The sequence below is a fragment of the Pseudomonas sp. JH-2 genome (assembly GCF_036231725.1).
In the GTDB taxonomy this organism is placed as follows: Bacteria; Pseudomonadota; Gammaproteobacteria; order Pseudomonadales; family Pseudomonadaceae; genus Pseudomonas; species Pseudomonas delhiensis.
In genome coordinates, this window is sequence record NZ_JAZAQP010000079.1 from 1 (window position 1) to 14,870 (window position 14,870).

Annotated in this window: 13 protein-coding genes; 6 read left to right on the forward strand and 7 right to left on the reverse strand. The window is 68.5% G+C overall.

Annotated elements, in window-relative coordinates; translation table 11 throughout:
- Positions 1–248: 248 nt before the first annotated feature.
- The gene (locus tag VV867_RS29740) at positions 249–491 is read right to left on the reverse strand and encodes a VF530 family DNA-binding protein (RefSeq protein ID WP_109933127.1); all 243 of its coding nucleotides are present in this window, start codon (positions 489–491) and stop codon (positions 249–251) included.
- 231 nt (positions 492–722) lie between these two features.
- Here VV867_RS29740 and VV867_RS29745 point away from each other — a divergent pair, with 231 nt between their 5' ends.
- The gene (locus VV867_RS29745; protein ID WP_328568327.1) at positions 723–1,913 is read left to right on the forward strand and encodes a sugar transporter; all 1,191 of its coding nucleotides are present in this window, start codon (positions 723–725) and stop codon (positions 1,911–1,913) included.
- A gap of 51 nt (positions 1,914–1,964) precedes the next feature.
- On the opposite strand, the gene putP is transcribed toward VV867_RS29745, so the two are convergent.
- On the reverse strand, positions 1,965–3,482 hold the full coding sequence (putP, locus tag VV867_RS29750) for a sodium/proline symporter PutP (RefSeq protein ID WP_109933129.1): 1,518 nt from the start codon (positions 3,480–3,482) through the stop codon (positions 1,965–1,967).
- Positions 3,483–4,117: 635 nt separating this feature from the next.
- Here putP and VV867_RS29755 point away from each other — a divergent pair.
- Complete coding sequence (locus tag VV867_RS29755) at positions 4,118–6,163, forward strand: TonB-dependent receptor (protein WP_328568328.1); 2,046 nt, start codon at positions 4,118–4,120, stop codon at positions 6,161–6,163.
- 443 nt (positions 6,164–6,606) lie between these two features.
- Here the strand turns inward: VV867_RS29755 and VV867_RS29760 are convergent, their stop codons facing one another.
- From VV867_RS29760 to VV867_RS29775, 4 genes are all read right to left on the reverse strand, one after another.
- Positions 6,607–7,383 carry an ABC transporter permease gene (locus VV867_RS29760; protein ID WP_109936359.1) on the reverse strand — a complete coding sequence of 259 codons (777 nt, stop codon included), beginning with the start codon at positions 7,381–7,383 and terminating at the stop codon, positions 6,607–6,609.
- Complete coding sequence (locus VV867_RS29765; RefSeq protein WP_109936358.1) at positions 7,380–8,312, reverse strand: ABC transporter ATP-binding protein; 933 nt, start codon at positions 8,310–8,312, stop codon at positions 7,380–7,382. The genes VV867_RS29760 and VV867_RS29765 overlap by 4 nt, the downstream gene beginning before the upstream one ends.
- A gap of 92 nt (positions 8,313–8,404) precedes the next feature.
- Positions 8,405–9,025, reverse strand: coding sequence for a glutathione S-transferase family protein (locus VV867_RS29770; RefSeq protein ID WP_328568329.1), 621 nt, complete (start codon positions 9,023–9,025; stop codon positions 8,405–8,407).
- 115 nt (positions 9,026–9,140) lie between these two features.
- Positions 9,141–9,812 carry a transglutaminase-like domain-containing protein gene (locus tag VV867_RS29775; protein WP_089391654.1) on the reverse strand — a complete coding sequence of 224 codons (672 nt, stop codon included), beginning with the start codon at positions 9,810–9,812 and terminating at the stop codon, positions 9,141–9,143.
- A gap of 146 nt (positions 9,813–9,958) precedes the next feature.
- Between VV867_RS29775 and VV867_RS29780 the strand changes: the two genes are divergently transcribed.
- The 3 genes from VV867_RS29780 (at position 9,959) to VV867_RS29790 (ending at position 13,446) form a co-directional block, all read left to right on the forward strand.
- Positions 9,959–12,397, forward strand: a complete 2,439-nt coding sequence (locus tag VV867_RS29780; protein ID WP_328568330.1) for an acyl-CoA dehydrogenase — start codon at positions 9,959–9,961, stop codon at positions 12,395–12,397.
- 144 nt (positions 12,398–12,541) lie between these two features.
- Positions 12,542–12,958: a PA2816 family glutamine-rich protein gene (locus VV867_RS29785; RefSeq protein WP_109936355.1), complete on the forward strand. Its 417-nt coding sequence runs from the start codon at positions 12,542–12,544 to the stop codon at positions 12,956–12,958.
- A gap of 77 nt (positions 12,959–13,035) precedes the next feature.
- On the forward strand, positions 13,036–13,446 hold the full coding sequence (locus VV867_RS29790; protein ID WP_109936354.1) for a PA2817 family protein: 411 nt from the start codon (positions 13,036–13,038) through the stop codon (positions 13,444–13,446).
- A gap of 186 nt (positions 13,447–13,632) precedes the next feature.
- Here VV867_RS29790 and VV867_RS29795 read toward each other — a convergent pair whose 3' ends face one another.
- Entirely contained in the window at positions 13,633–14,127 is a 495-nt protein-coding gene (locus VV867_RS29795; protein ID WP_328568331.1) for an Lrp/AsnC family transcriptional regulator, read from the reverse strand.
- A gap of 137 nt (positions 14,128–14,264) precedes the next feature.
- Here VV867_RS29795 and VV867_RS29800 point away from each other — a divergent pair.
- Positions 14,265–14,870 (forward strand): ornithine cyclodeaminase (locus tag VV867_RS29800; RefSeq protein WP_328568332.1); only part of this gene is annotated, 606 nt, incomplete at its 3' end.

Here is a 14,870-nt window from a genome sequence, read left to right on the forward strand (position 1 = left end):
CCATTCCCATGTAGGAGCGCGCCCTGCGCGCGATTTCGCGGGCAGGGCCCGCTCCTACAGGTTGCCGGGAAACACGGTATTCCTCCCCCGTAGGAGCGGACCTTGTCCGCGATAGCCGGCCATCCCGGCGCGATTCGCGGATGAGATCCGCTCCTACGCTGCCCCACCCACGCCATTCCCATGTAGGAGCGCGCCCTGCGCGCGATTTCGCGGGCAGGGCCCGCTCCCACAGGTTGCCGGGGTATCGGTCACGCCGGACCATCCGCTCGACCCTTCCCGCGCACCATCTGCACGTAGAGCTTCTCCACCTGCTCCCGCGCCCAGGGCGTGCGGCGCAGGAAGGTCAGGCTGGACTTGATGCTGGGCTCGCTCTTGAAGCAGCGGATGTCGATGCGCTTGGCCAATCCCTCCCAGCCGTACTGCTCCAGCAGGCGTTCGAGGATGGCCTGCAGGGTGATGCCGTGCAGCGGGTCCTTGGGTGTTTCGCTCATGGTCGGGCTTCGTCGATGCGGGAAATGCGCGCACCTTAGCAGCAAGCCGCCAGGCGCGCAGCCCAGGCGCAGACAGGCGCCCGGCGCGCGGCGTAGAATGGCCGCCGCGACCGCCGCATCCCCCATACCTACAACGACTCCTCTTCGCCCGCCCGCGCCCGGCCCCTCGACGCCGGGGCATCGCGCGTGGCCGGGGGTTCGGCCTGAGCCCCACCCCCACTCAGGATTCCCATGCACAACCGGCAAGACACCCGCACCGGCAGTTGGCTGAACGTCATCGCCCTGGCCATCGCCGCCTTCATCTTCAACACCACCGAGTTCGTCCCGGTAGGCCTGCTCAGCGACATCGGCCGCAGCTTCGACATGCGCCCCGAGCAGGCCGGGCTGATGCTCACCCTGTACGCCTGGGTGGTGTCGCTCACCTCGCTACCGCTGATGCTGGCCACGCGCAACATGGAGCGACGGCGCCTGCTGGTGGCGATCTTCTGCCTGTTCATCGGCAGCCACCTACTCTCCGGCGTCGCCTGGAGCTTCACCACGCTGATGCTCAGCCGCTTCGGCATCGCCTTCGCCCACGCGGTGTTCTGGTCGATCACCGCCTCCCTGGCGGTGCGCGTGGCGCCGCCCGGCCAGCAGGCGAAAGCCCTGGGCCTGCTGGCCACCGGCACCATCCTGGCGATGGTCCTGGGCATCCCCCTGGGCCGCGTGCTGGGCGAGGCCATGGGCTGGCGCGCGACCTTCCTGGCCATCGCCGGCGTGTCGCTGCTGGTGGTGCTCTGGCTGGCCCGCGCGCTGCCGCTGCTGCCCAGCCAGAACTCCGGCTCGCTGCGCAGCCTGCCGGTGCTGCTGCGGCGCCCGGCGCTGGTGTCGCTGTACGTGCTCACCGTGCTGGTGATCACCGCGCAGTTCACCGCCTACAGCTACATCGAGCCCTTCGCCCGCGAGGTGGCCGCGCTGGACAGCCAGCGCACCACCCTGCTGCTCCTGCTGTTCGGCGGCGCCGGGCTGTTCGGCTCGATCCTCTTCAGCCGCTACAGCGAGCGCTTCCCGCGGGCCTTCCCGTGCATCGCCATCGCGGTGCTGGGCAGTTGCCTGCTGCTGCTCCTGCCGCTGGCCCGCGAGCCCCTGGCGCTGCTCGGCCTGAGCCTGTTCTGGGGCGCCGCCATCCTCTGCTTCGGCCTGGCCCTGCAGGCCAAGGTGCTGATGCTGGCCCACGACGCCACCGACGTGGCCATGGCCATGTTCTCCGGGCTGTACAACGTCGGCATCGGCGGCGGCGCGCTGCTGGGCAGCCGGGTGGTCGGCGGCATCGGCCTGGCGCAGATCGGCAACGTCGGCGGCGCCGTGGCCATGGCGGGCCTGGCGCTGTGCCTGTTCGCCTGCTGGCGCTATGCCGAGGCGCTACGCGGCGGGCACCCATGAAAAAGGCCGCGGCCCCTTGCGGGACCGCGGCCTTGGGTACAGCTCAGCGGATCAGCGGCCGGTGGCAGGGGCCGAGGCCGGCAGGTGGGCCTCGCCGTACTCCGCTTCGGCTTCGTCGAAGCGCTGCTGCATGGCCCTGGACGGGGCCGGGCCGAGCAGGCTGAAGGCCACGATGGCGATGCTGGAGAACAGGAAGCCGGGGATGATCTCGTACAGGCCGAGCCAGCCGAACTGCTTCCAGACGATCACGGTGACCGCGCCGACCAGCATGCCGGCCAGGGCGCCGTTGCGGTTCATGCGCTTCCACAGCACCGAGAACAGCACCAGCGGGCCGAAGGCGGCGCCGAAGCCGGCCCAGGCGTAGGACACCAGGCCCAGCACGCGGTTTTCCGGGTTGGCCGCCAGGGCGATGGCGATCAGCGCCACCAGCAGCACCATGGCGCGGCCGACCCAGACCAGCTCGAGCTGGCTGGCGTTCTTGCGCAGGAAGGCCTTGTAGAAGTCCTCGGTCAGCGCCGAGGAGCACACCAGCAGCTGGCAGCTCAGGGTGCTCATCACCGCGGCGAGGATGGCCGACAGCAGTACGCCGGCGATCCACGGGTTGAAGAGGATCTTCGCCAGCTCGATGAACACCCGCTCATGGTTCTCGGTGACCGCGCCGGCCTGTTCCGGGTTGGCCTGGAAGTAGGCGATGCCGAAGAAGCCCACGGCCACGGCGCCGCCCAGGCAGAGGATCATCCAGGTCATGGAGATGCGGCGCGCGGCCGGGATCGACTTCACCGAGTCGGCGGCCATGAAGCGCGCCAGGATGTGCGGCTGGCCGAAATAGCCCAGGCCCCAGGCCATCAGCGAGATCACGCCGATGAAGGAGGCGCCCTTGAGCATGTCGAAGTTGGCCGCGTCCTTCAGCTCGATGGCGGCGAAGGTCGGCTCCACGCCGCCGGTGGCGAAGAGCACGATGATCGGGGTGAGGATCAGCGCGAAGATCATCAGCGAGGCCTGCACGGTGTCGGTCCAGCTCACCGCCAGGAAGCCGCCGACGAAGGTGTAGGCGATGGTCGCGGCGGCGCCGGCCCACAGGGCGGTCTCGTAGGACATGCCGAAGGTGCTTTCGAACAGGCGGGCGCCGGCGACGATGCCCGAGGCGCAGTAGATGGTGAAGAACACCAGGATGACCACCGCCGAGAGCACGCGCAGGATGCGGCTGTTGTCCTCGAAGCGGTTGGTGAAGTAGTCGGGGAGCGTCAGGGCGTTGCCGTTGTGCTCGGTGTGCACGCGCAGGCGGCCGGCGACGAACAGCCAGTTCAGGTAGGCGCCGACGATCAGGCCGATGGCGATCCAGCTTTCGGAGATGCCGGAGAGGTAGATCGCCCCCGGCAGGCCCATCAGCAACCAGCCGCTCATGTCCGAGGCGCCGGCCGAAAGGGCCGTGACGAAGCTGCCGAGGCTGCGGCCGCCGAGGATGTAGTCGGAGAAGTTGTTGGTGGAACGGTAGGCGGCGAGTCCGATCAGGACCATGGCCGCGATGTAGATCACGAACGTGACCAGTGTTGGCGTGTTGACGCTCATGGGGGCTCCCCTAACGCTTGTTTTTATCCAGGCCCGGTGGGTAACCCGGGCCCTTGCTCGTCGGGGCTGGCGCTGTTGGCGCCGGTCCCCCTGCCGTGCCGTTCGGCACGACGGGGTGGCAGCGGTCTTGCGCAAGCGCCGCTGCCACCCCTGTCGCCATCCGTCGCGGTTGCACCACGCGGGCGGCTGATTCTTCGGCGCCCCCTCACCAGTCCCGGGGCGGCCTTCGCCACATTGCCCGGCGCACGTCCGGGGACGCGCGCGGGCGGCGGATTCTAGCGCAAGGAAAAGCCCTTGTTGCACCGAATCGCCGAACGGTTGCACTCAGGTGCAACCCGCACAAGCGAATGGCGGAATCTAGTGGCACCCTGCCCCGGCATTCTTGCGAAAAGCTCTGGACTTCTTGCGAAAAACTCCACGGCACGCTGCCGATGAACCTGGCTTGAGCCTTGCCGCTAGCACTTTCGGGTCTGAAAGAACTTGATTTTCAAACCCCAGAGAATGTTATGTTATAACAAACTATTTTAAAGCCGCCCCACCGAGCGGCCCGCCAAGCCCCGACCTTGAGCCTTCGCACAACCCGAACCGGCACGGGAGGGGCGCGTTCTGCCCGCAAAAAACCAAGGAGCCCACCGATGTCCCCGTCCCGCCCCCTGCCCCGCTGGCCACTGGCGCCACTGACCCTCGCCCTGTTCGCCGTTCCCGCCCTGGCCGACACCCGCCCCGCCGCCCTGCCGGACCAGGTGATCACCGCCAACCCGCTGGGCGAGGTGCAACCCGCCGCCCCCAGCAGCGTGCTGCAGGGCGATGAGCTGACGCTGCGCCAGAAAGGCAGCCTGGGCGAGACGCTCGATGGCCTGCCGGGGGTGTCCTCCACCTGGTTCGGGCCCGGCGCCAGCCGGCCGATCATCCGCGGCATGGACGGCGACCGCATCCGCGTGCTGCGCAACGGCGTGGGCGCGCTGGACGCCTCGTCGCTGTCCTACGACCACGCCGTGCCGGAAGACCCCAACGTAGTCGAGCGCATCGAGGTGGTCCGCGGCCCGGCCGCCCTGCTCTACGGCGGCAACGCCATCGGCGGGGTGGTCAACAGCTTCGACAACCGCATCCCCAGCGAACCGGTGGACGGCGTGCACGGCCAGGGCGAGCTGCGCTACGGCGGCGCCGACACCACCCGCAGCGCGGCCGGCGCGCTGGAGGCCGGCGACGGCAACTTCGCCCTGCACCTGGACGCCGGCTCCCGCGAGTTCAACGACCTGCGCATTCCCGGCTACGCCCACTCCAGCCGCCAGCGCGCCCTCGACGGCGACGACGCCAGGCACCGCGTCGAGAACAGCGACGGCCGCCAGGACAGCGGCGCCATCGGCGGCAGCTACCACTGGGAGCACGGCTACGCCGGCCTGTCCTACAGCGGCTACGACAGCAACTACGGTTCCCCGGCCGAGGACGACGTGCGCCTGAAGATGCAGCAGGACCGCTACGCCTTCGCCTCGGAAATCCGCGACCTCGAAGGCCCGTTCAGCTCGGTGAAGCTGGATGCCGCCTACACCGAGTACCAGCACAAGGAGATCGAGGACGGCGAGACCGGCACCACCTTCAAGAACGACGGCTACGAGGCGCGCATCGAGGCCCGCCACAAGCCTATCGGCTCGCTGCAGGGGGTGGTCGGCGCGCAGGTGGCCAACAGCCGCTTCTCGGCCCTGGGCGAAGAGGCCTTCGTGCCGCACACCGAGACCGACAGCGCGGCGCTGTTCTTCCTGGAGAACTGGCAGGCCACCGAGCGTCTGGCGCTGAGCTTCGGCGGCCGCGTCGAACACAGCCGCATCGACCCGGACGCCAAGGGCAACGAACGCTTCGCCGAAAACGACGGCGGCCGCAGCTTCACCGCCGGCAGCCTGTCCTCCGGCGCGGTGTACCAGCTGACGCCGATCTGGGCCCTGGCCGCCACCCTCAGCTACACCGAGCGCGCGCCGACCTTCTACGAGCTGTACGCCAACGGCCCCCACGCCGCCACCGGCACCTTCGAGGTGGGCGACGCCGACGCGGACAAGGAGAAGGCGGTTTCCACCGACCTGGCCCTGCGCTTCGACAACGGCGTGCACAAGGGCAGCGTCGGCGTGTTCTACAGCCGCTTCTCCAACTACATCGGCCTGCTCGCCAGCGGCCGCTACCGCGACGAGGAAGGCGAAGTGGTCGCCGCCAACAGCGACGAGGCCCTGCCGGAATACCTCTACAGCGGCGTGCGCGCAGAGTTCTACGGCGTCGAGGCGCAGGACCGCATCCACCTGCTGGAAAGCCCCTACGGCAACTTCGACCTGGAACTGTCCGGCGACTACACCCGGGCGAAGAACCGCGACACCGGCCAGCCGCTGCCGCGCATCGCCCCGCTGCGCCTGAACAGCGCGCTGATCTGGGACCTGCAGCAATGGCAGGCGCGCCTGGACGTGGAACACGCCGCCTCGCAGCACCGGGTGCCGGACGAGGAATTCGCCACCGACGGCTACACCACCCTGGGCGCCAGCGTCGGCTACAAATTCGACGTGGGTGGCAGCCAGTGGCTGGCCTTCGTCAAGGGCGAGAACCTGACCAACCAGACGGTGCGCTACGCCAGCTCCATCCTGCGCGACAGCGTGCCGGCGCCGGGGCGCGGCATCGAGGCGGGGGTGAAGGTGGCGTTCTGAAGAACGTAGGGCGAATAACGCCCCGCGTTATCCGCCGTTTGGCCTTGGCCTCATCCCGCTCGCTGCCGAGCACGGAGCCGCCGTCAAAGCCGCGCCAGGCTCAACCACGCAATGGCCGGCAAGGAAGGTGTAGCGGCGGATAACCGCGAACGGTTATTCGCCCTACGTCCATGGTCGGCCTGGCGTAGGGCGCATAACGCCTACGGCGTTATCCGCCGTTTGGCCTTGGCCTCACCCCGCTCGCTGCCGAGCACGGAGCCGCCGTCAAAGCCGTGCCAGGCTCAACTACGCAATGGCCGGCAAGGAAGGTGTAGCGGCGGATAACCGCGAACGGTTATTCGCCCTACGTCCATGGCGGGCCTGGCGTAGGGCGAATAACGCTCCGCGTTATCCGCCGCTTGGCCTTGGCCTCACCCCGCTCGCTGCCGAGCACGGAGCCGCCGCTACTGCCGCATCCCCCGCCCGCTCACCAGCAGGCGTATGCAGAAGAAGTAGAGGATCACCGTCGCCACCAGCATGAACACCAGCGCCGTGCCGATCGGGATGTCCGACACCCCGAGGATGCCGAAGCGGAAGGCGTTGACCATGTGCAGGATGGGGTTGGCCAGCGACACCGTCTGCCAGAACGCCGGCAGCATGTGGATGGAGTAGAACACCCCGCCCAGGTAGGTCAGCGGCGTCAGCACGAAGGTCGGGATGATCGAGATGTCGTCGAAGTTGCGGGCGAACACCGCGTTGACGAAGCCGCCCATGGAGAAGATGGTGGCCGTCAGCACCACCACCAGCACGGTGATGCCCAGGTGGTGCACCTGCAGCTTGGTGAAGAACAGCGACAGCACCGTGACGATGATGCCCACCGCCAGCCCGCGCAACACACCGCCCACGGTGTAGCCGAGGAGGATGGTGTGCGGCGACACCGGCGACACCAGCAGTTCCTCGATGGAGCGCTGGAACTTGCTGCCGAAGAAGCTCGACACCACGTTGCCGTAGGCGTTGGTGATCACCGACATCATGATCAGCCCCGGCACTATGTACTGCATGTAGCTGAAGCCGCCCATGCCGCCGATCTGCCGGCCGATCAGGTTGCCGAAGATGACGAAGTACAGAACCATGGTGATCGCCGGGGGCAGCAGGGTCTGCGGCCAGATGCGGGTGAAACGGCGGACTTCGCGGTAGACGATGGTGTTCAGGGCCACCCAGTTGGCGCGCAGCTCGCTCATACCGCCACCTTCGACAGGTTTTTCTCGACCAGCGACACGAACAGCTCCTCCAGACGGTTGGTCTTGTTGCGCAGGCTCAGCACCTCGATGCCCTGCGCGTTGAGCGCGGCGAACAGGCCGTTGATGCCGGCCGCCTTGTCCACCTGCACCTCCAAGGTGTGGTCGTCCAGCAGCCGCGCCGGGTAGCCGGGCAGTTGCGGGAGCTGGGCCACGGCGCCCTTGAGGTCGAGCACGAAGGTCTCCACGTGCAGCTGGGTCAGCAGCTTGCGCATGCTGGTGTTCTCGACGATGGTGCCGTGGTCGATGATGGCGATGTTGCGGCAGAGCTGCTCGGCCTCCTCCAGGTAGTGGGTGGTGAGGATGATGCTGATGCCCTTCTGGTTCAGTTCGGTGAGGAAGTTCCACATCGAGCGGCGCAGCTCTATGTCCACCCCGGCGGTGGGTTCGTCGAGGATCAGCAGGCGCGGCTCGTGGATCAGCGCGCGGGCGATCATCAGCCGGCGCTTCATGCCGCCGGACAGCTCCCGCGAGGCCGAGTTGCGCTTGTCCCACAGGCCCAGCTGGTTGAGGTACTTCTCGGCGCGTTCCTTGGCGATCTTCGCCGGGATGCCGTAGTAACCCGCCTGGGTCACGACGATGTCGAAGACCTTCTCGAACTGGTTGAAGTTGAACTCCTGGGGCACCACGCCCAGGCAGCGCTTGACCTTCAGCGGCTCGCGGTCGAGGTCGTGGCCGAACACCGTGACCGTGCCGCTGGTCTTGTTCACCAGGGTCGAGAGGATGCCGATGGTGGTGGACTTGCCGGCGCCGTTGGGGCCGAGCAGGGCGAAGAAATCGCCCTCGGCGACGTCCAGGTCGATCCCCTTGAGGGCCTGGAAACCGTTGCCGTAGGTTTTCGTCAGTTGACGGAGGGTAAGCGCGGAACTCATGGAATTTCCCGTGGCTGGGCGGCGCAGAAAATGGAACAGCTAGATAAGGGCCGGCGCCGGCAAATGCAACCTTCGCCGGCGCCGCGGGCGGCTCAGGTCAGCGCGGTCATCACCGCCGCGCGGTAGGCCGGGCGCTCGCGCAGGCGGGCGTACCAGGCCTCCAGGTGCGGCATCGGCGGGCGCTGGATGGGCATCTCGAACCAGGCGTAGATGAAGCTGCCCAGGGGGATGTCGCCCATGCCGAAGCGCTCGCCGGACAAGTATGGCTGGCGCGCCAGGGCCTGCTCGGGCACCGCCAGGGCCTCCACGCAGGCCTCGATGCCGGCGGCGATGGCAGCCTGGTCACGCAGCTCCGGCGGGGTGCGCAGGGTACCCCAGAACACCGTGCGGAAGGGCCCGGCGAAGGTCGAGGTGGTCCAGTCCATCCACTTCTCGGCGCCGGCGCGCTGCTGCAGGTCCTGCGGGTAGAGGCTGCCCGCGGCGTACTTGGCCGCCAGGTAGCGGACGATGGCGTTGGACTCCCAGAGCACGAAGTCGCCGTCCTCCAGGGTCGGCACCACGCCGTTGGGGTTGAGCTCGCGGTAGGCCGGCTCGTTCACCACGCCGAAGGCGCCGCCGGCGTCGATGCGCTGGTAGGCCACCCCGGCCTCCTCGGCGCACCACAGCGCCTTGCGCACGTTGGACGAATTCTTGCGGCCCCAGATCTTCAGCATGGCGTTCAGCCTCTTCTTGTTCGGCGGGTGGGCGCGGCCGAGGCAGGTCGGCCGGTGGATGCGAGCACCCTACCGGTCGGCGCGGCAAGAAGAAAGGCATGCGGACTGATGATGACTATCGATTGCCTTCATGCTTCGGCGCTTCGGCCTGCATGTCGCCGGACAACGGCGTGGGGCCGGCGTCGAACAGGTGCGGGTAGCAGGCCCGCAGGTGGCTGAAGAAGAACGCCTCGGGGATGTCGGCGAACTGGCCGTGGTCGCACAGGTACTCCATGTGCCGCCGGCCGCCCTGGTCGAATTCGTGGAAGACGCTGTCCTGGCGCCCGTCGAACTCCAGCGGCAGCACGCCGAAGGCTTCGCACAGCTCGCGGTTGAAGGCCGGCGTGGCCTTCACCCAGCGGCCGTCCAGGTACAGCTCGGTGTAGCCGTGCATGGCGAACGTCTCGCTGCGCAGCAACTCCACCATGCGCCCGCTGGCCAGGTGGTTCTTCACGTCGGCCAGGCCGATGCGCGCGGGGATGCCGCACAGGCGCGCGCAAGCCGCCAGCAGCGCGGCCTTGGGCACGCAGTAGGACTGCCCGGCCTGCAGCGCGTGGCTGGCCTTGAGCGTCTGCGCATCGAGGCTGAACACGTAGGGGTTGTAGCGGATGCCGTCGCGCACCGCGTAGTACAACGCCACCGCCTGCTCGCGCGGCTGCGTCGAGGCGCCGCGGTGCCGGCGGGCGAACTCGACCACCGCGGGGTGGTCACTATCCAGGTAGCGGCCGGGTTCGAGGTAAGCCTGCATGGGGGAATCTCCTTCACGGTTCCGGCCAGTCTAAACAGCCCGTCCGCACGCCGTGGAGGACGATCCGGCCAAGCTCGCCGAGGAAGGCGCCAACACCCGGCTAAGCTCAAGGGGATCGTCCTGTCGTTCGTCATGGAGGAAAGCGCATGTTGTTGCTCTGGTTGATCGTTCTCGTGCTCGGCGTCGCCTGGCTCGCCCACCGCCGCGTGGCGCCGGCCCCGGCGCTGGGCATCGTCGCCGTGTACCTGGTCTTCATGGGCCTGTTCAGCCACGCCCACGGCTGGATGGTCCTGCTCTGGCTGCCCTGGCTGGCGGTGGCCGCCGCCCTGGCCCTGCCCGAACTGCGCCGCAAGCTGTTCAGCGGCCCGCTGTACGCCTGGTTCAAGCAGGTGCTGCCGCCGATGTCCGACACCGAGCGCGAGGCCATCGAGGCCGGCACCGTGTGGTGGGACGGCGACCTGTTCAGCGGCCGCCCGGACTGGAGCAAGCTGCTGGGCGCCCCGGCGCCGCAGTTGAGCGAGGAGGAACAGGCCTTCATCGACGGCCCCACCGAGCAGCTCTGCGCCATGGTCGACGACTGGGACATTTCCCGGCGCATGGACCTGCCGCCCGAGGCCTGGGCCTTCATCAAGGAACAGGGCTTCTTCGGCCTGATCATTCCCAGGGAGTATGGCGGCAAGGGCTTCTCCGCCTTCGCCCACTCCCAGGTGGTGATGAAGCTGGCCAGCCGCAGCGGCGACCTGGCCTCCACCGTGATGGTGCCCAACTCCCTGGGCCCGGCCGAGCTGCTGCTGCACTACGGCACCGACGAGCAGCGCCAGCGCTACCTGCCGGGCCTGGCGCGCGGCGAGGAAATCCCCTGCTTCGGCCTGACCAGCCCGCAGGCCGGCTCCGACGCCGGCGGCATGACCGACGTCGGCATCGTCTGCAAGGGCCAGTGGCAGGGCGAGGAAGTGCTCGGCCTGCGCCTGACCTGGGAGAAGCGCTACATCACCCTGGGCCCGGTGGCCACACTGCTGGGCCTGGCCTTCAAGTGCCATGACCCGGACCACCTGCTGGGCGGCGAGGAAGACCTGGGCATCACCCTGGCCCTGGTGCCCACCGACACCCCCGGGGTGGAGATCGGCCGGCGCCACGTGCCGCTGGGCGCGGCCTTCATGAACGGACCGAATTCTGGCAAGGACGTGTTCCTGCCGCTGGACTGCATCATCGGCGGCCAGGCCATGATCGGCAAAGGCTGGATGATGCTGATGAACTGCCTGTCGGTGGGCCGCTCCATCTCCCTGCCGGCGGTGGGCACCAGCGCGGCCAAGGGCTGCAGCTACAGCAGCGGGCGCTACGCGCAGATCCGCGAGCAGTTCAACGTGCCCATCGGCGCCTTCGAAGGCATCCAGGAGGCCCTCGGGCGCATCGGCGGCAACGCCTGGATGATGGACTGCGCGCGCATCCTCACCGCCCACGCGGTGGACCTGGGCGAGAAGCCCTCGGTGCTCTCGGCCATTCTCAAGTACCACCTCACCGAGCGCGGCCGCGAGTGCATCAGCCACGCCATGGACATCCACGGCGGCAAGGGCATCATCCTCGGCCCGCGCAACTACCTGGGCCGCGCCTGGCAGACGGCGCCGATCTTCATCACCGTGGAAGGCGCCAACATCCTCTCGCGCAACCTGATGATCTTCGGCCAGGGCGCCATCCGCTGCCATCCCTTCGTGCTCAGGGAAATAGCCCTGGCCCAGCAGGAGGACCAGGGCCACGCCGCCCACGAGTTCGACCGCCTGCTGCTCAGGCACATCGGCTTCGCGGTGAGCAACGCCGCCAGCAGCCTGCTGCTGGGCCTGGGCTTCGGCCGCTTCGACCACGTGCCCGGCGACCGCGTGGCGCGCCCCTACTTCCGCGCGGTGAACCGCCTGGCGGCCAGCTTCGCCATGCTCGCCGACTTCAGCATGATGCTGCTGGGCGGCGAACTGAAGCGCAAGGAACGCCTCTCGGCGCGCCTGGGCGACGCCCTCAGCCACCTCTACCTGGCCTCGGCGGCGCTCAAGCGCTACCACGACCTGAACCACGCCGAACACCTGCAACCGCTGCTGCGCTGGGCCCTGGAGGAAAACCTGGCGAAAGCCGAGGAGGCCCTGGCCGCGCTGCTGGAGAACTTCCCCAACCGCATCGCCGGCTGCCTGCTCAAGCTCCTGGTGTTCCCCCTGGGCCGCCGCCACAAGGGCCCGGGCGACGCGCTGGACGCGGAGATCGCCGGCATCCTCGGCCGCCCACTGGAAGACCCGGCGCTGCAGGCGATCCTCTACGGCACCTTCCTGCCCACCGCCGAGGGCGACCCGCTGGCCGACCTGGAGCGCGCCCTCACCGCCCTGCGCGAGACGGCGCCCTTGCAGAAGCAGCTGCACAAGGCGCTCAAGGAAGGCAGGCTGCGGCCCGCGCCCGGCCAGTCGCCGATCGACGCCGCGGTGGCCGCGCGGGTGCTGGACGAAGCCCAGGGCCAGCAGCTGCACGCCGCGGAAGCGGCCCGGCGCCAGGTGATCGACGTCGACGACTTCGCCAAGGAGGAACTCGGCCAGCCGGGCAAGGTCTGACCTCGCAGAACCCTTCCCTACCCCATGAAGGGAGCAGTACGCCAAGGGCGCCGACACGGCGCCCTTGGCGTTTTCGGCCCGCGGGGCTGCCAGGGCCGGCGGATGGGTGCACACTGGCAGGGAATGGCAACCGGGAGAACGCCCATGCGCATCCTGACCATCCTTCTCGTCGGCCTGGCCGTGGCGGCCACGGCCCAGGCCGACTCCTGGCTCTACCCCAGCCGCAACAGCCCGCCGCCGGCGCCGCTGGTCGACCTGGACGCGCAACAGCAGCAGATCGACAGCCTGCAGCGCCAGGCCGAACAACGCCGCGCCCAGCAGCAGGACCAGCGCCTGCAGTACGAGGACCAGCGCCTGCAGCTCAAGCAGCAACAGCTCAAGGACCAGCAGCAGTCCCTGGACCGCCAGCGCCAGCAACAGCGCCTGCAGGACCAGACGATCGAGCGCCAGCGCACCGACCTGCAACAGTTCCGCCTGCAGCAGCAACAGCAGCAGCTCGACATGCAGCGGCGGATGATCGACAACCAGCGCCGGCAGACCCAGTCGCGGCCGCTCCGTTGAACGGCGGCGCGCGGCGGGGGCGGCGAAACCCGATATACTCCGCCCCCGTTTCAGCCGTTTCCGCAGAGGACCCCACCATGGCCAGCGCCTACCTTGACCACCACCTCGCCCTACTGCAGCACCTGCGCATGATCCTTGGCGCCCTGGGCGAAGCCGAGCAGGTCCCGGAGGAGAACCACGGCCTGTTCCTCGAGCGCTTCGACGAACTGCTGGAGGAACTGCCGCGCGACCCGGTGGGCGCCCAGTACCTGGGCCAGGACCTGATTGCCCAGACCTTCCATCGCTACCCGCAGATCGCCCACCTGGTGCCGCGCGACCTGCTGTGGTTCTTCGGCGGCGACTGCCTGCACTTCATGCCCGACGAAGAAATCGACATGTACCAGCAGCTGGACGAACGCCGCTTCGCCGCCGAGGAAAACGGCGTGCCCTTCGACTGGAACAAGGAAAAGGCCCTGCTGGCGCTGCCGGAAGGCTCGGCCAAGCATTGAGCCGACACCGGGGCGCCACGTAGGGTGAATAACGCGAAGCGTTATCCGCCGATCGCGGACAGAGTCCGCTCCTACGCCGCCCCACCCACGCCATTTCCATTGTAGGAGCGCGCCCTGCGCGCGAAATCGCGGGCAGGGCCCGCTCCTACAGTATGACTCCGTCCGCGATCCAGCCATCAGGCCGCCCTACCCCTCCTCCGGCACCCGTATCCGGTGGCAATCCTTGATCTCCCGCAGCGCCAGGGTCGACTGGATCGAGGCGATCCCCGGCTGCTTGCGCAGCACCTTCTCGACGAACTCCGCGTAGGCGTCCAGGTCCTTCTCCAGCACCTGCAGGAGGAAGTCCGCGTCGCCGGTGATCTTGTGGCACGCCAGCACCTCCGGCAGCTCGCGCACGGTCGCCTCGAAGCGGTCCGAGGCGTCGTCGGAATGGGCGGCGAAGCGCACGTGGACGAAGGCCAGGATGTCCAGGCCCAGGCGCCGGCGGTCGAGGTTGGCCTGGTAGTCGCGGATGTAGCCCTCCTCCTCCAGGCGCTTGCGCCGCCGCCAGCAGGGCGTGACGCTCAGCGCCAGGCGCTCGCTCAGCTCGGCGTTGGACAGGCTGGCGTCCTCCTGCAGCAGGCGCAGCATCGCCAGGTCGGTGGCATCCAGGCTGGCCAGGCAGGAATTTCTTTTCTTCATTCCCTTCATCCTGAGTCTGTCTTTGCGCAGAAGACTAGCCCATGCAGTCGGAAAGCACAGTTATTCCTGGCCAGCGGCATAGACTGACCCCAGGCGCCCGATGAACGCGCGGCGCTCCCACTCAGGAGGATGGCAGCATGACCCGTTATCTGGATGTGCAGGACGTTGGCCGACTGCTCGGCGAGATCGGCCCGGGCGCGGCGATCCGCGCGATGGCCGGCTACATCGAGGCGGACTACCGACGCTGGGACGAATTCACCAAGTGCGCCCGCGTCGCCAACCATTCCGCCCTCGGCGTGATCGAGCTGATGCCCGCCGACGACGGCAAGCTGTATGCCTTCAAGTACGTCAACGGCCACCCGAAGAACCATCGCGTCGAGCTGCCCACGGTAATGGCCTTCGGCGTGCTGGCCAGGGTGGATACCGGCTACCCCCTGCTGCTCGGCGAACTGACCCTGACCACCGCCGTGCGCACCGCCGCCACCTCGGCGCTGTTCGCCGGCTTCCTCGCCCGGCCCGACGCCCGCAGCATGGCGCTGATCGGCAACGGCGCGCAGAGCGAGTTCCAGGCCATCGCCTTCCATGAACTGCTGGGCATCGAGGAAATCCGCCTGTTCGACATCGACCCGGCGGCCACCGCCAAGCTGCAGCGCAACCTCGCCGGCCTGCCCGGCCTGAAGCTGGTGGTGGCGGGCTCCGTGCGCGACGCGGTGCGCGGCGCAGACATCGTCACCACGGTCACC